Consider the following 23,482-nt stretch of genomic DNA (forward strand, 5'->3'; position numbering starts at 1 on the left):
ACTCAGATCCCCACCGTGAAACCGCTGGACCAGCCCTGCATCGTGGCGACCATGCTGTCCCACGCGCCCGTGAGGAGCAGGACACCGGTGACGAGCATCATGCCGCCGCCGATCCGCATGACCCACACATAGTGCTTCTTGACCCAACCGAACGCCCCGAGGGCCTTGCGGAAGGCTATGGCGGCGAGCACGAACGGCACGCCGAGGCCCAGGCAGTACGCGAACGCGAGCAGCGCGCCGCGGCCGGCGCTGGCCTGCTCCAGGGCGAGCGCGTTGACCGAGGCGAGCGTCGGTCCGATGCACGGGGTCCAGCCGATGCCGAAGAGCGCGCCGAGCAGCGGCGCGCCGACCAGACCGGCGACGGGCTTCCTGTGGAAGCGGAACTCGCGCTGGGTGAACCAGGGCATCAGACCGAGGAAGAACACGCCCATGAGGATCATGAGCACGCCGAGGACCGTGGTGAGCGTCTCGCGGTACTCCTGGAGGGTCGACCCGAAGTAGCCGAAGAGCGCCCCGCCGGACACGAACACGGCGGTGAAGCCGAGGACGAAGAGGACGGCTCCCGCGGTCATCCGGCCGCGGCGGCTCTCGGCGAGGTCGGTGCCGGAGACGCCGGTCACGTACGACAGGTAGCCGGGGACCAGCGGGAGGACGCAGGGCGAGAAGAAGGAGACCAGGCCGGCGAGGAGGGCGACGGGCAGCGCGAGGAGCAGGGCTCCGCTGGTGACGGTCTCGTTCACCGGCTCACTTCTCCTTGAGGAGGGGGTCGATCATCGACCGCAGCTTCTCCTCGTTGAGCGCCATGAGCGAGCGGGCCGCGATCCGGCCCTCCTTGTCGAGGACGACGGTGGAGGGGATGGACTGCGGGGAGAGCGTGCCCTTGGGGAAGCCGAAGAGGATCAGCTTGCCCTGCGGGTCGTAGAGGCTCGGGTAGGTGACCCCGTAGTCCTCCTCGAAGGCGAGGGCGGGCTGCTTGTTGGGGTCACGGGTGTTGAGTCCGACGAACTCGACGCCCTTGCCCTCCAGCTCCTTGGCGACCTTCGCGAAGTGCGGGGCCTCGGCGCGGCACGGGGCGCACCAGGAGCCCCACACGTTGAGGACGACGACCTTGCCCTTGAGGTCCGCGACGTCGAGCTGCTTGCCGTCGAGGGTCTCGCCCGCGAGCTCCCCCGTGGCCGCGCGCTCGCCCTTGGGCGCGGTGGCGATCCCACCCGTGTTGGTCACGAAGTTGGTGTTGCCACCGCCGCCGGACTTGCCGTTGCTGTCGCCGCCGCAGGCCGAGAGCGTGAGGGCGGCGGACAGCACTCCGACGGCGAGCAGGGTGCGTCGAGGGGCACGGCTAAGGCTCATGTGAAAAGTTTCGCATGGGCGTTTGGGGGATCTTGGGCACCCCCCTACGTGCCCGTAAAGCACCTTGTCAAGATCGCCTAAGCGAACACGGCCGACGACTATGCGGACGGGGTCGACGAGGGCGTCGAACCGTTCGGCGCGGGCTTGAGGAAAGTGTTCCAGCCGCCGGCCGGCTTCTGTCCCACCTCCAGCGAGCGAAGCCTCTGGAGGATCTTCGGGTCCTGGACGTCGAGCCAGTCGACGAACTGCCTGAAGGAGACGAGCCGGACGTCCTTCTTGCCGGCCATGCCCTTGAGCGCGTCCTCGACGGCGTCCATGTAGATGCCGCCGTTCCACTGCTCGAAGTGGTTGCCGACGAAGAAGGGAGCGCGGTTCGACTCGTACGCGCGCGTGAAGCCGCCGAGGAGTGCTTCGGTGGCCTGCTTGCGCCAGCCCGGGTAGCGCGAGGGCATGCCCTTCGTCGTGTTCTTCGACTGGTTGGCGAGCATGTTGTAGTCCATCGACAGGACCTCGAAGGAGTGCCCGGGGAAGGGCACCGCCTGCAGCGGGAGGTCCCAGATGCCCTGGCGCTTGGTGGGCCACATCTGCCGGCCGCCGGGCGAGCTGGCGTCGTAGCGCCAGTTGAGCCGCTTGGCGGTGGGCAGCAGGTTGTCCTGGCCGAGGAGGCAGGGCGTACGGCCGCCGACGAGCTCCTTGGAGTAGTCGAAGGGCAGCGGGTCGAGGTCGGTCCAGCCGCTGTTCGTCTTCCACTCGGTGACGAACTTCATGGCCTGGTCGATCTCGCTCTGCCACTGGGCCGGGGTCCAGTTGCCGACGGAGCCGGAGCCGCCGCAGAAGTGCCCGTTGAAGTGGGTGCCGATCTCGTGGCCTTCGAGCCAGGCCTGCCGGACGTACTTCAGGGTGTCCTTGATGTGGTCGTCGGTGAGGTAGCCGATGTCCGAGGCGCCGACGCGGTTGTTCGGCGGGCGGTAGAGGTTCTTCTTCGACTCGGGGAGGAGGTAGATCCCGGAGAGGAAGAAGGTCATCGCCGCGTCGTGGTTCTTGGCGAGCTCGAGGAAGCGCGGGAACAGGCCGTTGCCGACCTCGCCCGCCCCGTCCCAGGAGAAGATCACGAACTGGGGCGGGGTCTGGCCGGGTTCGAGCGGGACGGGGGCGTCGGGCTGGTGCGGCTGCTTTCCGGTGTCGGCGGTGGAACCGTCGCCGATGAGCTTGGCGTGGTCCTTGGTCGGGGTGCTCGTGCTCGGCTCCGCCGAGACGTCGCCCCCCTTGCCCGGTCCGGAACGTCCCGAGTTGTCCTGATTGCCATTACTGCACGCGGCGATGCCCATCGCCGCCGCGGCGCCAACGCCCGCTCCGAGCAGCCCCCTTCGGCTGATCCCATTGATCCCGCGCATGACATCCCCATTCGCGCTGACGTATTAACGAAACGTCATCCAAACCGACAATGAGTGAGATGCCAGGAGGAACACGGAGGTTCCGGAAAATCGCACAAAAATTTTAGGGCGATCGGTTGGCATGAACACCACCCGACCGCCCTGAACTGTGGACCGCGAACTCCCGCACTGTCCAGCGGGGACGTAATCCTTCACCGAAGGACTACACGCGGTTACAGAAGAACCACCGCCGCTCCGGCAGAACCGCGTCCCGCTCCGGGGGGAGAACCACCGCCACGCTTCGGCAGAACCCGTCCCGCTCCGGAAGGAGAACCCCGTCCCGCTCCAGAAGGCTTACGCCCCGAAGGCCTTCGACTTCCCCTTGACCGGCTTCGCCCCGGCGAGCAGATGCGCCGGGACGAGGTCCCGGGCCGGCTCGCTGTACCCGACCGAGACGATCCTGTCGCCCTTGTACGTGAACGAGGTCAGCGAGGCGAGCGTGCACTGGCGCCGCCGCGGATCGTGCCAGAGCCGGCGCTTCTCCACGAAACTGCGGACGATCCAGATCGGCAGCTGGTGACTGACCAGCACCGCCTCGTGCCCCCGGGCCGCGTCCTTCGCCGCGTCGAGCGCACCCATCATGCGGACGACCTGCTCGACGTACGGCTCGCCCCAGGACGGCTGGAACGGGTTCGTCAGGTGCTTCCAGTTCGCCGGCTTGCGCAGCGCCCCGTCACCGACGCCGAACGTCTTGCCCTCGAAGACGTTCGCCGCCTCGATGAGCCGCTCGTCCGTGGCCAGGTCCAGACCGTGCGCCTTGGCGACCGGCGTCGCCGTCTCCTGCGCCCGCTCCAGCGGGGAGGCGACGACGTAGGTGATGTCCCGGTCGGCCAGGCTCTCCGCGACCCGGTCCGCCATCTGCCGGCCGAGCTCGGAGAGGTGGTATCCGGCGCGGCGCCCGTAGAGGACACCGTCGGGGTTGTGCACCTCGCCGTGCCGCATCAGATGGACGACGGTGATGTCCTGGTCGGCGCCGTGGGCGCCGTTGCCGCTCTCGCTCATGCCGTCGCCTCCGCGGCGGCGCGGGCGGCGGCCGGCAGGGCGGCGGCGATCCGCTCGACGGCCCGCTCGTCGTGGGCGGCCGACACGAACCAGGACTCGAACGCGGACGGCGGCAGGTAGACGCCGTCGGCCAGCATCGAGTGGAAGAAGGCATTGAAGCGGAAGGCCTCCTGCCGCTTCGCCTCGTCGTAGTTCCGCACCTCGTCGGTGGTGAAGAAGACCGAGAACATGTTGGACGCGGTCTGCAGCCGGTGCGCCACGCCCTCCTTGGCGAGCGCGTCGGTGACCAGGCCCTGGATCGTCTCCGAGACCGCGTTCACCTTGGCGTACGCCGCGTCGTCGAGCAGCCGCAGCTGCGCCAGCCCGGCGGCCGTCGCGATCGGGTTACCGGAGAGGGTGCCCGCCTGGTAGACCGGCCCGGCCGGGGCGAGGTGCCCCATGACGTCGGCACGGCCACCGAACGCGGCGGCCGGGAAGCCGCCTCCCATGACCTTGCCGAAGGTCAGCAGGTCGGCCTTGACGCCGTCGACGCCGTACCAGCCGGCCTTCGACGTACGGAAACCGGTCATCACCTCGTCGGAGATGTACAGCGCGCCGTTCTCCCGGCACAGGTCCGCGAGGCCCTGGTTGAAGCCCTCGGCCGGCGGCACGACGCCCATGTTGCCGGGCGAGGCCTCGGTGATGACACAGGCGATCTCGCCCGGGTGCGCGGCGAACGCGGCCCGGACGGCCTCCAGGTCGTTGTAGGGGAGCACGATCGTGTCCCCGGCCTGGGCGCCGGTCACGCCGGGCGTGTCGGGAAGCCCCAGGGTGGCGACACCGGAACCGGCCGCGGCGAGCAGCGCGTCCACGTGGCCGTGGTAGCAGCCCGCGAACTTGACGACCTTGGCGCGCCCGGTGAACCCGCGGGCGAGCCGGATCGCCGACATCGTGGCCTCGGTGCCCGAGGAGACGAGCCGTACCTGCTCGACGGGCTCGACGCGCGCCACGATCTCCTCCGCGAGCGCGACCTCGCCCTCGCCCGGCGTACCGAAGGAGGTGCCGCGGGCGACGGCCTGCTGCACCGCGGCGGTGACCTCGGGGTGTGCGTGGCCGAGGATCATCGGCCCCCACGAGCACACCAGGTCGACGTACTCACGACCGTCCGCGTCGGTGAGGTAGGGACCGGAACCGGACACCATGAACCGGGGCGTTCCGCCCACGGCCCGGAAGGCACGCACCGGTGAGTTCACGCCGCCGGGCGTCACGAGGGAAGCGCGGTCGAAAAGCGTCTGTGAGACTGGGGCTTCGTATGAATACGGCACTGTGATCCTGACCTGCGAGAACGACTTCGGGCACGACATCGGGGACGGAGGGAGGGTGTGAACATCCTGAGTATTACGCCGGGGCGTTCGCCCTCCGCGTCTGCGAAACTGGGGCGTCATAGGGATGGCTCACGGAATCCATGGTGTCAGAGGCCACGGCGTTCTTGCGGACAGGTGTTTCACCGTACGAACGCGGGGGAGGTCACTGACACGATGATCGGGTTGCGCGGCGGGGTCGTGTTGCCGAGAAAAAGCAGTCGGGTGGAGATATGCATCGCGGTGGCGGACCGGGCGAGGGGACGGGCGATCTGGGTCCGGAGTCTGCCCGCCGGGGGAGGCACCGGCGCCGGCGGGGCGAGGAATCGGCCTCGGGAACCCCGGGCACTCCAGGCATTCCCGGAATCCCCGACACATCGGGCCCTCCGGGAGATCCGGTCAATGGAAGCGCGAGCGGGAGTGGCCGGTTGGGGGTGACGTACAAGTACTTCGGGGCGCCCGACGGCGCCACGGCGGCCCGCGTCCCGATCTCGATGCGCCCGGAGGAGCTCGGCGGCGACGAGCTCGGCATGGGCGGCATGTTCACCAAGATCAAGCCGGAGACCATAGCGGCCATGGTCCTGACCGGCATCCAGGGCATGCCCCTGAACAAGGTGCCGCCGCTCGAACTGGTGGTCCTCCACCCGGACTACGCCGTGGTGAAGCTGCCGATGACCGTGGTCGACCCGCTGCGGGCGATCGGCGAGGAGTCGGTCGGCGCGGCCGCCTTCATCTGGTCCACGGTCCCGGACCGCGGCGGCCCGCGCGACGCCTTCGACGTCTACCAGCTGCTCCACGAGTGGCAGGACTTCTCGGTCCGCCTCCACGAGGCGGGCCACCAGCCGTACTGCCTGGTGTGGCCGTAGGGATCCGGTAGCACCGGCCGGTAGCCAGGTCCGGTCGGATCAGGTCCGGTCCCGTCCGGTCCGGTCCTCCGCCGCCTTGGCGGCCTTCGCGCGCTCGGCGGCCAGCTCGCGGGCGGAGGCGAGACGGTACGGCACGTCGATGACGACGACGTTCTTCATGAACAGCAGCCGGGTCTTGAGACGCAGCGCGCTCTGGTTGTGGAGCGGCTGCTCCCACCAGTGGCCCACCACGTACTCCGGGATGACCACCGAGATCACCGCGTCCCCCGTCCGCTCGGGCGCCTCCCGGACGTGCCGCAGGACCGGCTGGACGATCGAGCGGTACGGGGAGCTGAGCACCCGCAGCGGTACGTCGATGCCATGGGCCTCCCAGGTCGCGCGGAGCACCTCCGCCTCGGCCGGGTCCTCGGCGACGGTGACCGCCGTGAGGGAGGCGGGGTGCAGGGTCTTCGCGTACGACAGGGCCCGGAGGCTGGGCGCGTTCACCGAGGCCACCAGGACGAGGACGTGGTTCTCGGCGAGCGCGTGGGGCCGCTGCCCGGGGGCGACGGCCACCTCGGCGGCGACGGCCTCGTAGTGCCGCCGCACCCCCTTCATCCCGGCGAAGAGCACCGGCATCGCGACGACGACGATCCAGGCACCGTGGGTGAACTTGGTGATGAGGACGATGACGAGGACGACCGCCGTCAGACAGGCGCCGAAGGCGTTGATCGCGAGACGGCGGTGGATGTTGTGACGGTCGGCGGCGCCCGCGGGTGTGGCGAGTTCTCGCCGCCAGTGCTTGACCATGCCGGCCTGGGAGAGGGTGAAGGAGACGAAGACACCGATGATGTACAGCTGGATGAGGCGGGTCAGCTGCGCGTCGAAGGCGACGATGAGGACGATCGCGGCGAGCGCGAGGAGCACGATGCCGTTGGAGTAGACGAGCCGGTCGCCGCGGTGGAAGAGCTGGCGGGGCGCATAGCGGTCGCGGCCCAGGACGGAGGCGAGCATCGGGAAGCCGTTGAAGGCGGTGTTGGCCGCCAGGATCAGGACGCCCGCGGTGACCGCCTGGAGCACGTAGAAGAGGATGTGCCAGTCACCGAAGGTGGCCCGTCCGATCTGCGCGAGCGCGGTGGACGTCGGGGTGCCGGGCGCGAGCCCGAGTTCGGTGGGGTCCTCGGCGACGTGGACCTCGTAGACCATCGCGAGCACGGTGATCCCGAAGAACATGGTCACGGAAAGACCGCCCATGATCGCGAGTGTCATCGCCGCGTTGCGGCTCTTGGGCTTGGCGAACGCCGGTACGCCGTTGCTGACGGCCTCGACACCGGTCAGCGCGGTACAGCCGGAGGCGAAGGCGCGCAGCGCGAGCAGCACGAGCGCGATCCCCGAGTAGGTGGAGACCGCCTCGACGGGCAGGTCGGCGGACTCGGCCCGGATCGTCGCACCGGTCGCCATCCGTACCGCGGCCACCGCGAACATCAGATAGATGACCGCGATGAAGGCGTACGTCGGGACGGCGAACCAGCGCCCCGACTCCCGCACCCCGCGCAGGTTCAGCCAGGCCAGCACGGCCACGAAGAACACCGACATGGCCACGGCGTGCCCGTCGAGCGAGGGGACGGCCGAGGTGATGGCGGCCACCCCGGAGACCACGGAGACGGCGACGGTCATCACGTAGTCGATCAGCAGCGCGGAGGCGGCGGTGAGCGCGGCGGTCTGCCCGAGGTTCTCGGCGGAGACGACATAGGCCCCGCCGCCGCCCGGATAGGCGTAACAGGTCTGCCGGTAGGAGGCGACGACCACCAGGAGCAGGATCACGATGCCGACCGCCGCGTACCAGGCCAGATGGAGCACCGCGAGGCCGCCGAGGGCCAGGATCAGCAGGATCTCCTCGGTGGCGTACGCGACCGAGGAGAGCGGGTCGCTGCAGAAGATCGGCAGGGCGACCCGCTTCGGCAGCAGGGTCTCCCCGAGCCGGCCGCTGTCCAACGGACGACCTACGAGCAGGCGTTTCGCCGCACTTCCAGCTCTCATAAGTGCTGAAGTTAGGACGAATGGTATGTAATGCGCGGAAGCCGCGCCCTGTGGGGACCCGTACGCCCGGTGGGAGCCCCGTACGAGGAAGGACCTGACGCGTGAGCGGAGTACGAGGAGTGCGTATGGCCGGCGAGCCCATGCAGATCGGCGAGGTCGCCGCACGGACCGAGCTGTCCCTGCGCACGATCCGGCAGTACGAGGACAGCGGCCTGGTCGTCCCGTCCGCGGCCTCGCCGGGCGGCTTCCCGCTCTACACGGACGCGGACGTGTCCCGGCTGATGGTCGTCCGCCGGATGAAGCCGCTCGGCTTCACCCTCGACGAGACCCGCGAGCTGCTGACGGCCGTGGACCAGCTGGCCGCCGAGCGCGCGGGCACGGACACCGAGCTCGACCCGGACGAGCGGGCCGCGCTCGTGGCCCGCGTCCGCGGCTACGAGCGGGCCGCCGCGGAGCGGGTCGCCGAGCTGCGGGCCCAGCTCTCCCGCGCGGAGGAGTTCGCCGACTCGCTCCGCCGGACCCGCCTCACGGCGGCCCCGGCCTGAGCGGCCCCGGCTTCGCGCCGACGCCCGCGCCGGTTCAGCCGGCGAGCGCCCCGGCCAGAGTGCGGAAGAAGCGCGCGTACGCGGCCGGGCTGGGCGGGGTCTCCGGGTTCCACGGCGAGAACCGGACGCCGGACAGGGCCTCGTCCGGCGCCGTGGCGTGCGCCCGGCTGTCGAAGAGGACCAGATCGGGCCGGAGCTCGGAGGCCCGGCCCCAGTCGCCGGTGAGCCAGTTCGCCCCGGGCCCCGGACCCGGGTCGACGAGCCGTACGCCGAGCTCGGCGAGCCTCGCCAGCTCGGGCCAGGCGAGCGGCCGGGCGAGGTGCACCTGGTCGGGACCGGCCCCGGAGAGGGCGAGCACGCCGAGCCGGGTCCGCGCGGCGACCTCCCGGAGCTCGTCCTCGGCGGCCCGGAGATCGGCCGGGGAACCCTCGGCGCTCGTCCCGTCGTCCGGCGCCGCCCCCAGACTCACGGCCAGCGCGCCGAACCGGCCGAGGACGGCCGGCAGGGTGAGCTCGTTGCCGACGGAGAGCGCCACCAGCGGCACCCCCAGCCGTTCGGCGACGGCCTCGTCCAGCGCGTAGGGGCTCTTCCCGTCGTAGGTCACGTCGACGATCACGTCCGGCCGCAGCTCCCGCAGCAGCCCCTCGTCGAGGGCCCGACCCGGCCCGAGGTAGGTCACCGCGGCCGCCGTCAGCCCGCCCTCCTTCGCCGGGTCGAGGACGTCCCCGTCGTGCCCGGAGCCGTACACCGCGACCGGCGTCACGCCCAGGTCGCACAGGGCGGCCCCGGCCCGCACGTACCCGATCACCCGCCGCGGCACGCGGTCCGCCCCCAGCTCCGCACCTCTGTCGTCCGTGAATCCCCATGCCTGCGTCCCGGACATACGGCTGCTCCCTCCCCGGCCGGAAATGTGCCTCTTCCGAGCACCTTGGAGCGGTTCCCCGGCCCGCACAAGAGGGCCTGTCGGCCGCGCGGGCCACCGGGGCGGCCGGTCCGGGACCAAGGTCCCGACACCCCCTGCCGAAAGTCCCCCAGGGTGGTGTTAACTGAACAGGTCGGGAGGAAGCAGTAGGAATCGTCGGGCCCCCGTGCCCACGCGCCACCTGCCGGGGCGCGCGGTGTCGGGCGGCCCTCCCGTCCTGGAGTGAGTCATGTCCTTGCCCGGCCAGTTCTCCGATCCCCGTGTGATCACGCTCTTCGGCCTGCTCGCCGTCTCGACGGCGGTGTGGCTGTCGCTCGGCCTGCGCGCCCGCGCCCGTGACCGCCGCGACCGGGCGCGCACCCCGCTGGAGCGGATCTGGCATCCGCAGGAATCGATACCGCTGACGCCCGCGGAGGAGCACGCCTTCGGCCAGGTCGTCTCCCGGCTCTCCCCGGGATCGGCGGGCCGCCTGCAGTGAGCGGCGGGCCTCCGGCACCCCTCAAGCCTCGGGTACCTCAGGCCTCCCGGGGCTCAGGCCTCCCAGGCGCGCGGATCGCGGCCCGTCGTCGCGAGCAGCCGCTCGAAGGCGGTCGCATCGCCGGGCAGGTCGACGGCCTCCCCGAAGACGCCCATCCTCCGGGCCATGGGCGCCATCCGCTCCACCTCCTCGACGAGCCCGTCGACCACGCCCGGGCCGGGTGTGAAGCTCCGCCCGGTGGCGCGGGCCAGGTCCCAGGCGTGCACGGTGAGGTCGAGCAGCACCATGGACCCGACGGTCCGCGCCGGCATCGCCATGCCCCCGGTGGTGCCCTCCTCGGCACCGGGCGCCGACCAGGCCTCGACGAGCTTCCCCGTCTCGGCCTCGAAGCGGTCCCGCCAGTCGGCGTCGGCGAGCCAGTCCGTGGTGGCGGAGAGATCGGCGGGCTGCTTGGCGGCGAGCGCCTGGAAGTGCACGACGACGCCGAGCAGATGGTTCAGCAGGGCCCGCACGTCGTACTCGGCGCAGGGCGTGGGCGCGCCGAGCGACGTGTCGGCGATGCCCCCGACCAGGGGCGTGGCCTGTGCGGCGGCGCTACGGAGCAGGTCACCGATGCGGGGCGGGGCACCGGTGCGGAGCGGGTCCTCGTTCGTCATGGGGCGACGTTAGGAGAGGCTGCCCACCCCCGTCTTGAAGAAACACGCCAAGGCGCGAACCCGTCCCGGCCTAGCATCGGAGCATGTCCGACTCCGCTCCCCGCCAGGACACCCGCGGCATCGTCGACCCCGCCGAACTGCTCTCCCGCGTCCGCTTCCGCCGCCACACCCCGGCACCGGAGCTGCGGCCCTATCTGGAGCACTACTGGCTGATCGACTGGGAGCTGCCGGAGCCGTACGCGACCCATGTCGTCCCGCACCCGTCGATGAACATCGTCTTCCAGCGGTACGGGGCGCTCGGCGCTCCGGCGGCGGACGCGCGCGCGTCCGCCGAGGTCTCCGGGATCGGGCTCGGCCTGTTCACCCAGAAGCTGACGGAGGCGGGCCGGGTCTGCGGGGTCCAGTTCCGCCCCGGCGGTTTCCGTCCCTTCGCGCCCGCGTGGCCGCTGTCGACCTGGACGGGCCGCCGGGTCCCCCTGGCGGAGGTCTTCCCGGACGCCTCCCCGGAGGCGGGTGCCGGGACGGGCACGGAGGGAAGTCCCGGGACGGGCGCGGAAGCGGACCCCGCGGGTACGGACCCCGGCCTCCTGTCCGCCGTCCTCTCCCCCGGCACCGACCACGCGCGCGTGGCGGCGCTCGACGCCTTCCTGCTCGCCCACGGCCCCGCGCCCGATCCGGCCGCCGACCGGGCGATGGAGCTGGTGGACCTGATCCGAGGGGACCGTACGGTCCGCAAGGTGGCCCAGCTGGTCTCGGCGACGGGCCTGTCGGCGCGCTCGCTCCAGCGCCTCTTCGCGAGCCACGTCGGCGTCGGCCCGAAGTGGGTGATCCTGCGCTACCGCATCCACGAGGCCCTGGAGCGCGCCGAGGCCGCGGGCACGGCGGGCGGCCCGGACTGGGCGGCCCTGGCGGTGGAGCTGGGCTACAGCGACCAGGCCCATCTCGTACGGGAGTTCACGGCGACGATCGGGGTGCCGCCGACGGCGTACGCCCGGGGAGTGTCAGAGCCCTGACCTACCGTACGGAGATGAACACCGACACCACCTCGCCCGTACGGCTCGAACCCTGGTCCGAGGCCGACGCCGGCCTGCTGCGCGCCCTTAACGCCCCGGAGTTGATGGATCACCTCGGCGGCCCGGAGACGGAGGAGCAGCTCGTCCGCCGCCACCGGCGGTACGTGGAGCTGAGCGCCGACGATCCGGGCGCGGGGCGCATGTACCGGATCGTGCTGCTGCCGGAGGAGGCCGTGGTCGGCAGCGTCGGCTTCTGGGTGCGGACCGGCGACGGCGAGCCGGTGTACGAGACCGGGTGGGCCGTGCTGCCGGGCTTCCAGGGCCGGGGCGTGGCGAGCGCCGCCACGCGCGCGGTGGCCGTGGAGGCCCGGTCAGCGGGCCTCCACCGCTTCCTCCACGCGTTCCCGTCGACGGACAACGCCGCGTCGAACGCGGTGTGCCGCAAGGCCGGGTTCGAGCTGCTCGGCGAGCGGGACTTCGAGTACCCGCCGGGGCACCCGATGCGCTGCAACGACTGGCGCCTCGACCTGGGGAAGCCGGTCCGGGAGGCCTGAGCCCTGTCGTCGAACTCCCGTCGTCGCCCGAAGGGCGGCCCCGCGGGGCAGACGGGAGTTCGACGACAGGGCCTGGGGACGTCAGGAGGCGTCTTCGGGTGCGGTGAGCGGCCGGGTGAAGTGGAAGGCCACGATGTCGAAGCGCTCACGCAGGTAGAAGCGGTGGGCTCCGGTGCGATGGGTGCCGGAGTCCAGGTTGAGCTCGTGGCAGCCGGCCGCGCGGGCGTGGCCCTCCAGATGGGCGACGAGCGCGTGGCCGACGCCGGTGGAGCGGGTGGCGGCCGCGGTCACGAGGTCGTCGACGTAGAGCTTGCGCAGGGAGCTGGTGTTGATGACGATCCGCCAGCCGGCCGCGCCGACGCAGCGGCCCTCGTCGGTGTAGGCGGCGCTGAACCGCAGCCCCTGGGAGTGCCCGGTCTCGTACACCTCCCGGAAGAGGTCCGGGGTGAGGTGGGGGCGGAGTTCGGTCAGGACCGGCAGGAGGTCGTTCTCCAGCCGGGGGTCGCCGGGCTCAAGGTCGATGATCTTCATGCCGGGACGGTACCTCAGGGGTTTGTCCGGGTTGACGCGCATGGCGCGACCCTGGATATTTATCTGCGTGACGCAGATGATGCGCCGCGAAGGGAATCGTGCACCGCTCCGGAAGGAACCCCTCATGACCGTCCTCGTCACCGGCAGCCGCGGCCGCGTCGCCTCCACCCTGCTCGGCCTCCTCGACGCCGCCGGCATCAAGGCGAAAGCCGCCTCCAAGAACCCCGCGGACCTCTCACCGCCGCCCGGGGTCGACACCGTGCGCTGCGACCTCACCGACCCGGCCACCTTCGACACCGCCCTGACCGGCGTCGACTCTGTCTTCCTGTACGCCGAGGCCACCCACGCCGAGGCCTTCGCCGACCGGGCCCGCGCCGCCGGCGTCGAGCACGTCGTCCTGCTCTCCTCCAGCTCCGTCCTCGCCCCGGACGCCGCCGAGAACCCGATCGCCGCCTCCCACCTGGCCGCAGAGCGCGCCCTCTCCGCCGCCGCGGACGCCGGGGCCTTCGAGGCCACCCACCTCCAGCCGGGCGCCTTCGCCACCAACGCCCTGCAGTGGGCCGGGGCCCTCCGGAGCGGGCGGGGCCCCGCCCTGCCCCACCCCGACTCGTACGGCGACCCGATCCATGAGCGCGATGTCGCCGAGGCGGCCTTCGCGGTCCTCACCGAGCCCCGGCTGCACGGCTCCTCGTACCTCCTGACGGGCCCCGAGTCGCTGACCTTCGCCGAGCAGCTGGCGATACTCGCCGAGGTGACGGGACGACCCGCGCCCCACACCGTCGTGACCCCCGAGGAGTGGAAGGAGTCGGTCGCCGGCTTCATGCCGGAGCTCTTCGCCGACGCCCTGCTCTCCCACTGGGCCGCGCACGACGGCCGGCCGACACCGCTGACCCGCACGGTCGAGGAACTGACCGGCCGTCCGGCCCGCACGTTCGCCACCTGGGCCGCCGACCACGAGGCGGACTTCCGCCCCTGACGGCGACGAATTCCCTGGCCGCCCGCCCCGCCCCGGTGCGATCCTGTCCCCGTGAACGGACCGGAGATCCACATCAGCTTCGCCCCCGACCTGGGGCTCTTCGTCTCGGCCGACCGCCGCTCGGGCCGCACGCCCGTGACCACGGACGGCGCCTCGTCCCTCGGCCACGTCGTGGAGTCCCTCGGCGTACCGCTCACCGAGGCCGGCCGGCTGCTGGTCGACGGACGGCCCGTCGACGTCTCCTACGTCCCCGCGGCGGGTGAGACCGTCGAGGTGGAGGGCGTCGCCCGTCCGCAGCCGACACGACCGGGCGCGCCCCTCCGGTTCCTGCTCGACGTGCACCTCGGCACGCTGGCCCGGCGGCTTCGGCTGCTCGGGGTGGACGCGGCCTACGAGAGCGAGGACATCGGCGACCCCGCCCTGGCCGCGCTCTCCGCACGCGAGCGGCGCGTGATGCTCTCGCGGGACCGCGGCCTGCTCCGCCGCCGCGAACTGTGGGCGGGGGCCTACGTCTACAGCGACCGCCCTGACGACCAGCTCCGCGACGTCCTGGAGCGCTTCGCACCGCCGCTCGCGCCCTGGACGCGGTGCACGGCGTGCAACGGGCGGCTGAGCGACGCCGACAAGGACACGGTGCGCGAGCGCCTGGAGCAGGGCACGGAGAAGTCGTACGACGTGTTCGCCGAGTGCGTGGAGTGCGGCCGGGTCTACTGGCGCGGCGCCCACCACGCCCGCCTGGAGGCGATCGTCTCCGACGCGGTACGCGAGTTCGGCGGCGCGACGGCCGGCTGACGCCCCCGAGCCCCACCCGCGGCCGACCGCCGCCCTCCGGCGGACGACCGCCGACGGCAGCCGCCGCCCGGCCCCCGGTCAGCCCAGGTCGCCGCGCAGCCGCTCGATCTGCGCGGCGCTGATCTCGACGGTGCGCCGCATATGGGCGATGAGCAGGGCGAGCTCGGCGTCGCTGTAGACGTCGAACATCGTGCCCCAGGTGCTGTTGAGCTTGCGCCACAGGGCGCCGAGTTCGGCGATGCGCTCGGGCACGAGGGCCACCAGGACCCGGCGCCGGTCCTCGGCGTCCCGTTCCCGCGTCACATAGCCGGACCGTTCGAGCCGGTCGACGAGCCGGGTCGCGGAGCCGGTGGTGAGCCCGGTCAGCTCGGCGACCCGCCCGGTGGTCACCGGGCCCTCCTCCAGGCTGAGCAGGTTCAGGCACTGCACATCGGTCGGGTGGAGCCCCAGACGGTCGGCGACGGCCTGGTTGAACAGGGCGTACGCCGCCATGTAGCGGCGGGCCTCCCCGTACAGCTCGGTCATCAGCGCCTCGCGCCGGCCTGAACTCTTCTGCGTCATGCAGAGATTGTACGAACCAGGCACCGGCCCACACCGGCGCGCCGGGCCCGGACCACGGTCACGCTCGGCCCGGACCCGCCACGCAGGCCCGGACCACGGTCACCCTCGGCCCGTACCGGCCACGCAGGCCCGGACCGCGGTCACCCTCAGGGCGCCTCGGCGGTCAGATAGCGCTGCACGGTCGGGCCCAGCCAGGCCACGATCTCCTCGGGCGCCATCTCGGCGACCGGCGGCAGCCGCAGCACATAGCGGGTGAGCGCCATGCCGAGGATCTGGGACGCGACGAGCGCCGCCCGCCGCGGCGCCTCCGCCGGGTCGGGGCAGACGCCCCGGGTGACGGGCCCGAGCTGCTGGGCGAAGACCGCCCGCATCCGTTCCGCCCCGGCCTCGTTGGTGACCCCCACCCGCAGGAGCCCGGTGAGGACGTCGTCCCGCTCCCAGCGCTCCAGGAAGTGGGTGACCAGAACGGCCCCGATGTGCCGCGCGGGCAGGCCGCCGAGCTCGGGCAGGTCCAGCTCGATCTCCGAGGCGGCGGCGAACAGGCCCTCCTTGTTGCCGTAGTAGCGCATGACCATCGACGGATCGATCCCGGCGTCCCGGGCGATGGACCGGATGGTGGCGCGGTCGTATCCGTCGGAGGCGAAGCGCTCGCGGGCGGCCTCCAGGATCGCGGCTCTGGTGGCGTCGGAACGGCGGGCGGTCGTCATACCAACAACTGTAGGCCAACGGGCGTTGACATCCCATCAGGGCCGCCTCTACAGTTGCCAACAAGCGTTGACCAACAGCCGTTGGCAAACGACCGTGGGCACCCCGGAGGCAGCCATGAGCACCGCGGAGACACCGAAGACCACCAAGACCACCGACCCGACGGACACCCAGGTCCTCGTCATCGGCGCCGGCCCCACCGGCCTGCTCCTCGCCGGCGACCTCGCCACCGCCGGCGTGGACGTCACCCTCGTCGAGCGCCGCCCGCACGGCCTCGCCAACATGACCCGCGCCTTCGGCGTCCACGCCCGCACCCTGGAGCAGCTCGACGCCCGCGGCCTCGCGGACGAACTCGTCGCCACCGGCACGACCCTCGCCACCGCACGGCTCTTCGGCCGACTGGACCTCGACCTCACCCGGCTGCCCAGCCGCTTCAACCACCTCCTCGTCACCCCGCAGTACGAGGTCGAGCGCCTCCTGGAGCGCCGGGCGGTCGCCGCCGGAGTCACCTTCCGGTACGAGACGCGGCTGCGCGGACTGCGCCAGGACGCCGACACCGTGACAGCGGAGTTCACCGACCCCGACGGAGCCCCGCTCACCCTCACCGCCCGCCACCTGGTCGGCACGGACGGCGTCCGCAGCGCCGTCCGCACCGCCCTCGGCCTGCCCTTCCCCGGCGGATCCGTGATCCGCTCCCTCGTCCTCGCCGATGTCCGCCTCACGGAGGAGCCCACCGACGCGTTCAGCGTCAGCGGCTCCGGCGACACCTTCGCCTTCCTCGCCCCCTTCGGCGACGGCTGGTACCGAGTGATGGGCTGGAGCCGCACCCGCCAGGTCCCCGACACCGAACCCGTCGACCTGGACGAGGTCCGCGAGATCGCCCGCCGCGCCCTGGGCACCGACCTCGGCATGCACGACCCCCGCTGGATCTCCCGCTTCCACAGCGACGAGCGCCAGGTCCCCTCGTACCGCGTGGGCCGGGTCTTCCTCGCCGGCGACGCCGCCCATGTCCACTCCCCCGCCGGCGGCCAGGGCATGAACACCGGCCTCCAGGACGCCGCCAATCTCTCCTGGAAGCTCGCCGCCGTCCTGCGCGGCGACGCACCCGCCCCCGACACCCTCCTCGACAGCTACCAGTCCGAGCGCCACCCCGTCGGCGCCGCCGTGCTCCGCACCAGCGGCGCACTCGTGCGCCTCGCGATGGCCCACACCCCGCTCACCCGCGCCGCCCGCTCCCTCGCCACCCGACTCCTCAGCACGCTACGGCCCGCCTCCGCCCGCGCCATGGGCATGATCAGCGGACTCGGCATCGCGTACGCGCCCCCGGCGGGCTCCAAACGCCCGGCCGGCCGCCGCGCACCGGATGTCCACCTGCGCGAAGGCCGCCTCCACGAGCTGCTGCGAGCGGGCGAGTTCGTGCTGATCACCCCGGAGGGCGAACTCCCGGCCCTGCCCCCGACCGCCCCGGTCTCCCCCGAGCGCCTCGTACGGGCCACCTGGACGGACCCCACGCGAAGGACCGCGGTACTGGTCCGCCCCGACGGCTACGTCCACTGGACGAGCAACTGAACCCGTCAGAAGACGTAAGGATCACCGGTGGCCAGCACAAGCACCCGATGCCGGTCGTTCCGCGGATTCCGGTCGGCCACCCCGTCCCGCCAGGCAGTGCTGACCTCCACCGTCAGCTCGTCCGGAAGCCCCGCGGTCCGCAGGTCGAGCGCCAGCTCACCGGCACCCCCCGCGGCCGGCAGCTCCCCCGTCCGGCAGGAGACCACCCGGTCACTGCTCCACAGACAGGCCTCCGGCAGCTCCTGACCACCCGCCATCGGCACGGAGAACGCGAGCCGGACCGTCGCCTGGGAGAGATCGGCGGGACCGAAGTTCTCACTGACCAGCCAGACCCCGAGCCGCCCGTCCCAAAGGGAGACATGACCGTGATGGGACAGATCCGCCTCGGGCCCCACCACCGGCCCCACGGCACCGGCACTCGCACCCGCGCCCATTACCACCGCGGCCGCGAGAGCGACCCCGAGCACACCCTTCCGCAATCCACGCATGACGCCAAAATACCCACAGATCATCAGATCCTCTGACAATCCTTCAGTCAGCGTGTCTCCACCCCGCGGACCGCCCCCAGACTCACCGCACTCCGCTGGATCCGCGCCGCCTATCCTGGCCGGGCGATCGACGTAATCGACCACCTGCGCGAGGAGCACGACGTCATGACTGCCCCCGGTACCCCCATCGCCGTCATCACCGGAGCGAGCAGCGGAATCGGCGCCGCCACGGCCAGACAGCTCGCCGCCGCCGGCTACCGCGTGGTCCTCACCGCCCGGCGCAAGGACCGCATCGAGGAACTGGCCGCCGAGATCAACCGGGCCGGCCACCAGGCCACCGCCTACGCCCTCGACGTCACCGACCGCGCCGCCGTCGACGAGTTCGCCACGGCCTTCCAGACCCTCGCCGTCCTCGTCAACAACGCCGGCGGCGCCCTCGGCGCCGACCCCGTCGCCACCGGCGACCCGGCCGACTGGCGCCAGATGTACGAGGTCAACGTCATCGGCACGCTGAACATGACCCAGGCCCTGCTCCCGGCCCTCACCGCGAGCGGCGACGGCACGGTCGTCGTCCTCTCCTCGACCGCCGGCCACTCCACCTACGAAGGCGGCGCCGGCTACGTCGTCGCGAAGAACGGCGCCCGCGTCCTCGCCGAGACCCTCCGCCTGGAGATCGTCGGCACCCCGGTCCGCGTCATCGAGATCGCCCCCGGCATGGTCAAGACGGACGAGTTCGCCACCACCCGCTTCCGCGGCGACACCGAGAAGGCCGCCAAGGTCTACGCCGGCGTCGCCGAACCCCTCACCGCCGACGACGTGGCCGACACCATCACCTGGGCCTGCACCCGCCCCCCGCACGTCAACATCGACCTCCTGGTCGTCCGCCCCCGCGCCCAGGCCTCCAACACCAAGGTCCACCGCGAACTCTGAGCGCGCCCGCGCGCCTCGACAGGAGCGCCCTCACGCCGACCTCGCCGTCCTTCATGGACCTCGAAGGCCCCCGCTGCGCGTGCATGTTCGGCTCCTGCAGGCCGACGGCCACCCGGCGGCGGGGGCGGGCCTCAAGGGGCGACTCGCAGTCGAGCCCACGCACTTCTGGCCCTCGGACAAGTGGGGCCTGGTGCAGAGTCCGCACCAGGCCCCATCAGCCATCCGGCCTCAGCCCTTCACACAGATGACCTGCTTCAGCTTGGCGACGACCTCCACCAGGTCACGCTGCTGGTCGATGACCTTCTCGATCGGCTTGTACGCACCCGGGATCTCGTCCACGACGCCGGAGTCCTTACGGCACTCCACTCCCCGCGTCTGCTCCTCCAGGTCCCGCGTCGAGAAGCGCCGCTTGGCCGCGCTCCGGCTCATCTTCCGGCCCGCACCGTGGGAGGCGGAATTGAAGGACGCCGTGTTCCCCAGGCCCTTCACGATGTACGAACCCGTACCCATCGAGCCCGGGATGATCCCGAACTCCCCGGAGCCGGCCCGGATCGCGCCCTTCCGGGTGACCAGCAGGTCCATGCCCTCGTACCGCTCCTCCGCCACGTAGTTGTGGTGGCAGGAGATCACCTGGTCGAAGGTCACCCGGGCCTTGCGGAACTCCCGGCGAACGACCTCCTGGAAGAGCGCCATCATGATCGCGCGGTTGTACTTCGCGTACTCCTGGGCCCAGAACAGGTCGTGCCGGTAAGCCGCCATCTGCGGGGTGTCCGCGACGAACACCGCCAGATCGCGATCGACGAGCCCCTGATTGTGCGGCAGCTTCTGGGCTTCACCAATGTGAAACTCTGCGAGTTCCTTGCCGATGTTCCGAGAGCCCGAGTGCAGCATAAGCCATACCGAATCGGAGGTATCGACACAGAGCTCCACAAAATGGTTGCCTGACCCAAGCGTTCCCATTTGCAAAGCAGCCCGTTCGCGACGGAACTTGACCGCGTCCGCCACCCCGTCGAACCGCGACCAGAAGTCGCCCCACCCCGACGTCGGGAACTGGTAGAGCCGCCCCGGGTCGACCTCCGACCGATGCAGACCCCGGCCCACCGGAATCGCCTGCTCGATCTTCGAGCGGAGCCTCGACAGGCCACCCGGCAGGTCGTTCGCCGTCAGCGAGGACTTGACCGCCGACATGCCGCAGCCGATGTCCACCCCGACCGCCGCGGGACAGACCGCCCCCTGCATCGCGATCACCGAACCGACCGTCGCGCCCTTGCCGTAATGCACGTCCGGCATCACGGCGAGGCCCTTGATCCACGGCAGCGTCGCCACGTTCTGCAGCTGCTGCATGGCACCGCCCTCCACCGTGGCGGGGTCGGCCCACATCCGGATGGGAACTTTCGCCCCAGGTACCTCTACGTACGACATACTTCCTCGATTCCCCCGAAAAGTCTGATAACGCAAAAACCGGAGCCAAAGCCCGTACAGGTGACAGCGGACCGGCATCAACAGCTGCGTGTGCGATAGACATTGTGTCCATCGGCCGGGTTCGCGCGGCAAACAGTTTTCGGGAAAGACCTTGGGAGAAGGGAGCCTGGGAGCGTGCAGCGAAAGAGGTACACCCCCGGCCGCACCGGGTCCACGGCTCGCACCGCCGTCGTCCTCACACTCGGCCTCGGCCTCGGAATCGGCCTCACGGGCTGCTCGTCCGGCACCCCGGCCGACGACATCGCCGTCGACGCCAAGGCCGGCCCCGCCGCGCCCGTCGCACCCCCGGGCCGCTACCGCACGCTCTTCGAGCCCTGCGGCGCCGTCCCCCAGGCGACGCTCAAGGACCTGCTCCCGGGCGCCGCCGCCCTCGCCGACCCCGAGCGCGACAAGGCGTACCGCGGCGTCGCGTCCGTCACGTACGACACCGACCGGCGGGTCGGCTGCACCTGGAAGGCCGACACCCCGGACATCTCGCACCGGCTGGCGCTCGACATCGAGCGGGTGGTCTCGTACGACACCGCCGTCAGCGACGACGACCGGGCGCAGGAGGTGTTCGTCCGCAAGCAGCTCGCGGCGGGCATCCCGCTCCCCCCGACCGCGCCGCCGACCACCGCGCCGGCGACGACGACGCCCTCGGCCACCGCGACACCCCAGAGCACCTCCGCGGCGGGCGGCCTGCCTCCGGGCGCGACGCAGGGCGCGTCCGCGGGCGCCGCGTCGGCGGGTGCCGGCAAGCCCGGCGAGGGCCCGTCGGGCAAGCCCCCCGCCGGGACCACGCCGCCCTCGTCCGGGGGCACCCCTTCGGACCCCTCGCCCACCGGGCTCGAACCGCGTGTCCTCGAAGGCCTGGGGAACGTCGCGTATCTCGACGACACCCTGAGCACGGTCGGTGCGAACGGCCATCAGCGGGCCGTCAGCGTGGTGTTCCGCACATCCAATGTCATCGTGACCGTCTCCTACCGGGAGCAGACGGACGGTTCGGCGGAGGCTCCCGACAGCACGGAGCTGCAGGAAAAGGCCCGGAACCTGGCCCGGCTGCTTGCCGAACGCCTGGAGGAGTAGCCGCCCGCGTGCGCTCCGTGAGCGGACGGGGACCACGTAACGTGTCGGCGTACCGGCCGGACCGTACGACAAGCGACTGAAGGAACCATGCAGCGAACAGCTCCGCGACTCACCCGCATACTCGCCTGCGCCGCCGTCCCGGTGATGCTCGTCGTCGCAGGCTGCTCCTCGGACTCCGGCGACGGTGGTTCCGGCTCGGCGGGTTCGAAGGACAAGGGGGCCTCGTCGGCCTCCGCCACCCCCTCGCCGTCGCAGACGACGAAGGCGGTCGAGCCGGCGAGGTTCGCGAAGCTGCCGGACGCCTGCAAGGCGATCGTCGCGGGGACGACGTCCTCGCTGGTGCCCAAGGCGAAGACGAAGAACGGTACGCCGGCCGTCTCCAGCGATCTCGGCAGCCGCAGTGGCTGCTCGTGGAACGGTCTGGACGACAAGGGTGTGAAGGGGTCGCAGTACCGCTGGCTCGACGTGTCCTTCTACCGGTACGAGTCGGACGCCGCGCTCGGCAGCGGTCAGGAGCGCGCGCAGGAGAACCTGGCGAAGGAGCTCGCCAAGGTCGAGGCGACCCCGGGTGCGACGAAGCTCCGCACGACCACGGCCACGGGTATCGGCGACGAGGCGAAGTCCGTCGCGTACCAGCTGCGCAAGACGAACGAGGACTTCGTCTACGGCTCCATCGTGGCGCGTACGGGGAATGTGCTGGTGCTGCTGTCGTACAACGGCGCCGGGTACGCCGGTGCGACGACGCCGTCGGACCAGACGATCATGAACGGTGCGGTGAAGGCGGCCAAGGAGGCGGTCGCCGCGGTCGCCGCCGCGAACAAGTAGGCGACTGAAGGCCGACAACCTGTCGCAAACCGTCGCAGAGTGGCACGTCGATGCGGAGCCCGTCCCTCCCCCGGGGGCCGGGCTTCGCGCACATGTGCCAGTCTGTGCGCGCGAGATGTCGATTGACGGGGAGGGGATCGCGGGTGGCCGCGATGCAGCTGACACGCACACACCGGATACTCATCGGCCTCGTCATCGCCGGTGCGCTGATCATCGCGGGGATCGGTTTCGCGGGTTCGTACGCCGCCGTGCGCGAGCTCGCCGTGCAGAAGGGCTTCGGCACCTTCTCGTACTTCTTCCCGATCGGCATCGACGCGGGCATCTGTGTGCTGCTCGCCCTGGATCTGCTGCTGACGTGGCTGCGGATCCCGTTTCCGCTGTTGCGGCAGACCGCGTGGGTCCTGACTGCGGCGACGATCGCGTTCAACGGCGCGGCCGCCTGGCCCGACCCGCTCGGGGTCGGGATGCACGCCGTGATTCCGATCCTGTTCGTCGTGGCCGTCGAGGCCGCGCGGCACGCCGTGGGACGGATCGCGGACATCACCGCGGACAAGCACATGGAGGGCGTCCGGCTGACCCGTTGGCTGCTGTCGCCGGTGCCGACGTTCCGGCTGTGGCGCCGGATGAAGCTGTGGGAGCTCCGCTCGTACGAGCAGGTGATCAAGCTGGAGCAGGAGCGGCTGATCTACCAGGCGCGTCTGCAGGCCCGTTTCGGCCGGAGCTGGCGTCGCAAGGCGCCGGTGGAGGCGTTGATGCCGCTGCGTCTCGCTCGGTACGGAGTGCCGCTCGCGGAGACGGCGGCGGCGGGTCTCGCGGCGGCCGGCATCGAGCCGGCTGTGCTGCCTCCGCAGCCGCAGGGCACGTCGCCGCTGCTGCCCCAGCAGCCTCAGCCGCTGCAGCCGGCTCAGCAGCCTCAGCCGGTGCAGCTCGCGCCCGCGCCGCAGCCGCTTCCCGACGCGCCGGAGGATGCCGAGGGCAGTCCGTGGTTCGCGGGCCAGGCGCGGCCGGACGGCTACCAGGGCTCGTACAACCCGCAGATCGTCGACGGACTGGAGCCGATCCCGGTGCCGGTGCCGCTGGGCCCGGAGGACGTGCCCCCGCCGGGGCCGGAGGAGTTCGTCGAGTATCCCGAGTACGTGGAGGAGCAGCCGGAACCGCAGGAGATCGAGGAGTTCCGGGAGGTCGTCTACAAGCAGACCTGGGCGTACGCCGTGGAGAACGACGCCTTCCCGGAGACCCAGGAGCTGGAGCGGCTGGTGGCTGATGCCTATGGCGTCGAGCAGCTCCGCAACCCCGAGCTGCTTCACCGGATGATCCCCGAGGTCCAGCAGCAGATCCAGCAGGCCATGCGGGAGTACCGCACTCCCTGACCCGCACGGG

Annotated in this window: 25 protein-coding genes; 12 read left to right on the forward strand and 13 right to left on the reverse strand. The window is 71.5% G+C overall.

The features are described from left to right. Nucleotides 1–2: 2 nt before the first annotated feature. The 5 genes from AOK00_RS07885 to hemL all read right to left on the reverse strand — a co-directional run bounded on the left by AOK00_RS07885 (nucleotide 3) and on the right by hemL (nucleotide 5,128). The gene (locus AOK00_RS07885; protein ID WP_055599594.1) at nucleotides 3–740 is read right to left on the reverse strand and encodes a cytochrome c biogenesis CcdA family protein; all 738 of its coding nucleotides are present in this window, start codon (nucleotides 738–740) and stop codon (nucleotides 3–5) included. Nucleotides 741–744: 4 nt separating this feature from the next. Next, nucleotides 745–1,350: a TlpA family protein disulfide reductase gene (locus AOK00_RS07890; RefSeq protein ID WP_055599595.1), complete on the reverse strand. Its 606-nt coding sequence runs from the start codon at nucleotides 1,348–1,350 to the stop codon at nucleotides 745–747. Between the two features lie 98 nt (nucleotides 1,351–1,448). Next, nucleotides 1,449–2,744 carry a hypothetical protein gene (locus AOK00_RS07895; protein ID WP_055599596.1) on the reverse strand — a complete coding sequence of 432 codons (1,296 nt, stop codon included), beginning with the start codon at nucleotides 2,742–2,744 and terminating at the stop codon, nucleotides 1,449–1,451. Nucleotides 2,745–3,077: 333 nt separating this feature from the next. After that, nucleotides 3,078–3,785 carry a histidine phosphatase family protein gene (locus tag AOK00_RS07900; protein WP_055599597.1) on the reverse strand — a complete coding sequence of 236 codons (708 nt, stop codon included), beginning with the start codon at nucleotides 3,783–3,785 and terminating at the stop codon, nucleotides 3,078–3,080. After that, nucleotides 3,782–5,128 (reverse strand): glutamate-1-semialdehyde 2,1-aminomutase, encoded by a 1,347-nt coding sequence (gene hemL / locus AOK00_RS07905; RefSeq protein WP_079041884.1) that lies wholly within the window; start codon nucleotides 5,126–5,128, stop codon nucleotides 3,782–3,784. Before hemL ends, AOK00_RS07900 begins: the two co-directional genes overlap by 4 nt. Before the next feature lie 230 nt (nucleotides 5,129–5,358). Between hemL and AOK00_RS07910 the strand changes: the two genes are divergently transcribed. Further along, on the forward strand, nucleotides 5,359–5,991 hold the full coding sequence (locus AOK00_RS07910) for a hypothetical protein (RefSeq protein WP_079041885.1): 633 nt from the start codon (nucleotides 5,359–5,361) through the stop codon (nucleotides 5,989–5,991). Between the two features lie 39 nt (nucleotides 5,992–6,030). On the opposite strand, the gene AOK00_RS07915 is transcribed toward AOK00_RS07910, so the two are convergent. Continuing rightward, on the reverse strand, nucleotides 6,031–8,010 hold the full coding sequence (locus AOK00_RS07915) for an APC family permease (protein WP_055599599.1): 1,980 nt from the start codon (nucleotides 8,008–8,010) through the stop codon (nucleotides 6,031–6,033). A gap of 125 nt (nucleotides 8,011–8,135) precedes the next feature. Between AOK00_RS07915 and AOK00_RS07920 the strand changes: the two genes are divergently transcribed. Further along, nucleotides 8,136–8,555 carry a MerR family transcriptional regulator gene (locus tag AOK00_RS07920; RefSeq protein WP_055599600.1) on the forward strand — a complete coding sequence of 140 codons (420 nt, stop codon included), beginning with the start codon at nucleotides 8,136–8,138 and terminating at the stop codon, nucleotides 8,553–8,555. Nucleotides 8,556–8,589: 34 nt separating this feature from the next. Here AOK00_RS07920 and AOK00_RS07925 read toward each other — a convergent pair whose 3' ends face one another. Next, a complete protein-coding gene (locus tag AOK00_RS07925; protein WP_055599601.1) occupies nucleotides 8,590–9,438 on the reverse strand; it encodes a hypothetical protein in 849 nt (282 codons plus the stop codon). 268 nt (nucleotides 9,439–9,706) lie between these two features. Here AOK00_RS07925 and AOK00_RS07930 point away from each other — a divergent pair, with 268 nt between their 5' ends. Beyond that, entirely contained in the window at nucleotides 9,707–9,955 is a 249-nt protein-coding gene (locus AOK00_RS07930) for a hypothetical protein (protein WP_055599602.1), read from the forward strand. Nucleotides 9,956–10,008: 53 nt separating this feature from the next. Here the strand turns inward: AOK00_RS07930 and AOK00_RS07935 are convergent, their stop codons facing one another. Then, nucleotides 10,009–10,611, reverse strand: a complete 603-nt coding sequence (locus AOK00_RS07935) for a TIGR03086 family metal-binding protein (RefSeq protein ID WP_055599603.1) — start codon at nucleotides 10,609–10,611, stop codon at nucleotides 10,009–10,011. Nucleotides 10,612–10,694: 83 nt separating this feature from the next. On the opposite strand from AOK00_RS07935, the gene AOK00_RS07940 reads away from it, so the two are divergent. Further along, nucleotides 10,695–11,624 (forward strand): helix-turn-helix domain-containing protein, encoded by a 930-nt coding sequence (locus AOK00_RS07940; protein ID WP_055599604.1) that lies wholly within the window; start codon nucleotides 10,695–10,697, stop codon nucleotides 11,622–11,624. Between the two features lie 14 nt (nucleotides 11,625–11,638). Then, nucleotides 11,639–12,178: a GNAT family N-acetyltransferase gene (locus AOK00_RS07945; RefSeq protein ID WP_055599605.1), complete on the forward strand. Its 540-nt coding sequence runs from the start codon at nucleotides 11,639–11,641 to the stop codon at nucleotides 12,176–12,178. An 81-nt stretch (nucleotides 12,179–12,259) separates the two neighbouring features. Here AOK00_RS07945 and AOK00_RS07950 read toward each other — a convergent pair whose 3' ends face one another. Next, entirely contained in the window at nucleotides 12,260–12,709 is a 450-nt protein-coding gene (locus AOK00_RS07950) for a GNAT family N-acetyltransferase (protein ID WP_055599627.1), read from the reverse strand. A 124-nt stretch (nucleotides 12,710–12,833) separates the two neighbouring features. Between AOK00_RS07950 and AOK00_RS07955 the strand changes: the two genes are divergently transcribed. Further along, nucleotides 12,834–13,685: an NAD(P)H-binding protein gene (locus AOK00_RS07955; RefSeq protein WP_055599606.1), complete on the forward strand. Its 852-nt coding sequence runs from the start codon at nucleotides 12,834–12,836 to the stop codon at nucleotides 13,683–13,685. A 51-nt stretch (nucleotides 13,686–13,736) separates the two neighbouring features. After that, nucleotides 13,737–14,477, forward strand: a complete 741-nt coding sequence (locus AOK00_RS07960) for a Mut7-C RNAse domain-containing protein (protein ID WP_055599607.1) — start codon at nucleotides 13,737–13,739, stop codon at nucleotides 14,475–14,477. Nucleotides 14,478–14,555: 78 nt separating this feature from the next. Here AOK00_RS07960 and AOK00_RS07965 read toward each other — a convergent pair whose 3' ends face one another. Then, a complete protein-coding gene (locus tag AOK00_RS07965; RefSeq protein WP_055599608.1) occupies nucleotides 14,556–15,038 on the reverse strand; it encodes a MarR family winged helix-turn-helix transcriptional regulator in 483 nt (160 codons plus the stop codon). A gap of 146 nt (nucleotides 15,039–15,184) precedes the next feature. After that, nucleotides 15,185–15,745 (reverse strand): TetR/AcrR family transcriptional regulator, encoded by a 561-nt coding sequence (locus tag AOK00_RS07970; protein ID WP_055599609.1) that lies wholly within the window; start codon nucleotides 15,743–15,745, stop codon nucleotides 15,185–15,187. Between the two features lie 115 nt (nucleotides 15,746–15,860). On the opposite strand from AOK00_RS07970, the gene AOK00_RS07975 reads away from it, so the two are divergent. Further along, on the forward strand, nucleotides 15,861–17,312 hold the full coding sequence (locus AOK00_RS07975) for an FAD-dependent monooxygenase (protein ID WP_055599610.1): 1,452 nt from the start codon (nucleotides 15,861–15,863) through the stop codon (nucleotides 17,310–17,312). A gap of 5 nt (nucleotides 17,313–17,317) precedes the next feature. Here AOK00_RS07975 and AOK00_RS07980 read toward each other — a convergent pair whose 3' ends face one another. Then, a complete protein-coding gene (locus tag AOK00_RS07980) occupies nucleotides 17,318–17,959 on the reverse strand; it encodes a hypothetical protein (RefSeq protein ID WP_254047277.1) in 642 nt (213 codons plus the stop codon). A gap of 6 nt (nucleotides 17,960–17,965) precedes the next feature. Between AOK00_RS07980 and AOK00_RS07985 the strand changes: the two genes are divergently transcribed. Next, nucleotides 17,966–18,730 (forward strand): SDR family NAD(P)-dependent oxidoreductase, encoded by a 765-nt coding sequence (locus tag AOK00_RS07985; protein WP_055599611.1) that lies wholly within the window; start codon nucleotides 17,966–17,968, stop codon nucleotides 18,728–18,730. Nucleotides 18,731–18,958: 228 nt separating this feature from the next. On the opposite strand, the gene AOK00_RS07990 is transcribed toward AOK00_RS07985, so the two are convergent. Then, a complete protein-coding gene (locus tag AOK00_RS07990) occupies nucleotides 18,959–20,152 on the reverse strand; it encodes an RtcB family protein (protein WP_055599612.1) in 1,194 nt (397 codons plus the stop codon). 174 nt (nucleotides 20,153–20,326) lie between these two features. On the opposite strand from AOK00_RS07990, the gene AOK00_RS07995 reads away from it, so the two are divergent. The 3 genes from AOK00_RS07995 to AOK00_RS08005 all read left to right on the forward strand — a co-directional run bounded on the left by AOK00_RS07995 (nucleotide 20,327) and on the right by AOK00_RS08005 (nucleotide 23,472). Next, entirely contained in the window at nucleotides 20,327–21,277 is a 951-nt protein-coding gene (locus AOK00_RS07995; RefSeq protein ID WP_063886554.1) for a hypothetical protein, read from the forward strand. Nucleotides 21,278–21,364: 87 nt separating this feature from the next. Beyond that, nucleotides 21,365–22,102 (forward strand): hypothetical protein, encoded by a 738-nt coding sequence (locus tag AOK00_RS08000; protein WP_055599613.1) that lies wholly within the window; start codon nucleotides 21,365–21,367, stop codon nucleotides 22,100–22,102. Between the two features lie 143 nt (nucleotides 22,103–22,245). Further along, nucleotides 22,246–23,472: a DUF2637 domain-containing protein gene (locus AOK00_RS08005; RefSeq protein ID WP_437441399.1), complete on the forward strand. Its 1,227-nt coding sequence runs from the start codon at nucleotides 22,246–22,248 to the stop codon at nucleotides 23,470–23,472. Nucleotides 23,473–23,482: the final 10 nt, after the last annotated feature.

The sequence above is a fragment of the Streptomyces aureus genome, from assembly GCF_001418135.1.
GTDB lineage: Bacteria > Actinomycetota > Actinomycetes > Streptomycetales > Streptomycetaceae > Streptomyces > Streptomyces aureus_A.

Bases quoted from the DNA above. Each gene is read 5' to 3' on its own strand.
- AOK00_RS07890 (WP_055599595.1), bottom strand. From the start codon at position 1,350: ATGAGCCTTAGCCGTGCCCCTCGACGCACCCTGCTCGCCGTCGGAGTG.
- AOK00_RS07895 (WP_055599596.1), bottom strand. From the start codon at position 2,744: ATGCGCGGGATCAATGGGATCAGCCGAAGGGGGCTGCTCGGAGCGGGC.
- AOK00_RS07900 (WP_055599597.1), bottom strand. From the start codon at position 3,785: ATGAGCGAGAGCGGCAACGGCGCCCACGGCGCCGACCAGGACATCACC.
- hemL (WP_079041884.1), bottom strand. From the start codon at position 5,128: ATGTCGTGCCCGAAGTCGTTCTCGCAGGTCAGGATCACAGTGCCGTAT.
- AOK00_RS07910 (WP_079041885.1), top strand. From the start codon at position 5,359: ATGCATCGCGGTGGCGGACCGGGCGAGGGGACGGGCGATCTGGGTCCG.
- AOK00_RS07915 (WP_055599599.1), bottom strand. From the start codon at position 8,010: ATGAGAGCTGGAAGTGCGGCGAAACGCCTGCTCGTAGGTCGTCCGTTG.
- AOK00_RS07920 (WP_055599600.1), top strand. From the start codon at position 8,136: ATGGCCGGCGAGCCCATGCAGATCGGCGAGGTCGCCGCACGGACCGAG.
- AOK00_RS07925 (WP_055599601.1), bottom strand. From the start codon at position 9,438: ATGTCCGGGACGCAGGCATGGGGATTCACGGACGACAGAGGTGCGGAG.
- AOK00_RS07930 (WP_055599602.1), top strand. From the start codon at position 9,707: ATGTCCTTGCCCGGCCAGTTCTCCGATCCCCGTGTGATCACGCTCTTC.
- AOK00_RS07935 (WP_055599603.1), bottom strand. From the start codon at position 10,611: ATGACGAACGAGGACCCGCTCCGCACCGGTGCCCCGCCCCGCATCGGT.
- AOK00_RS07940 (WP_055599604.1), top strand. From the start codon at position 10,695: ATGTCCGACTCCGCTCCCCGCCAGGACACCCGCGGCATCGTCGACCCC.
- AOK00_RS07945 (WP_055599605.1), top strand. From the start codon at position 11,639: ATGAACACCGACACCACCTCGCCCGTACGGCTCGAACCCTGGTCCGAG.
- AOK00_RS07950 (WP_055599627.1), bottom strand. From the start codon at position 12,709: ATGAAGATCATCGACCTTGAGCCCGGCGACCCCCGGCTGGAGAACGAC.
- AOK00_RS07955 (WP_055599606.1), top strand. From the start codon at position 12,834: ATGACCGTCCTCGTCACCGGCAGCCGCGGCCGCGTCGCCTCCACCCTG.
- AOK00_RS07965 (WP_055599608.1), bottom strand. From the start codon at position 15,038: ATGACGCAGAAGAGTTCAGGCCGGCGCGAGGCGCTGATGACCGAGCTG.
- AOK00_RS07970 (WP_055599609.1), bottom strand. From the start codon at position 15,745: ATGACGACCGCCCGCCGTTCCGACGCCACCAGAGCCGCGATCCTGGAG.
- AOK00_RS07975 (WP_055599610.1), top strand. From the start codon at position 15,861: ATGAGCACCGCGGAGACACCGAAGACCACCAAGACCACCGACCCGACG.
- AOK00_RS07985 (WP_055599611.1), top strand. From the start codon at position 17,966: ATGACTGCCCCCGGTACCCCCATCGCCGTCATCACCGGAGCGAGCAGC.
- AOK00_RS07990 (WP_055599612.1), bottom strand. From the start codon at position 20,152: ATGTCGTACGTAGAGGTACCTGGGGCGAAAGTTCCCATCCGGATGTGG.
- AOK00_RS08000 (WP_055599613.1), top strand. From the start codon at position 21,365: ATGCAGCGAACAGCTCCGCGACTCACCCGCATACTCGCCTGCGCCGCC.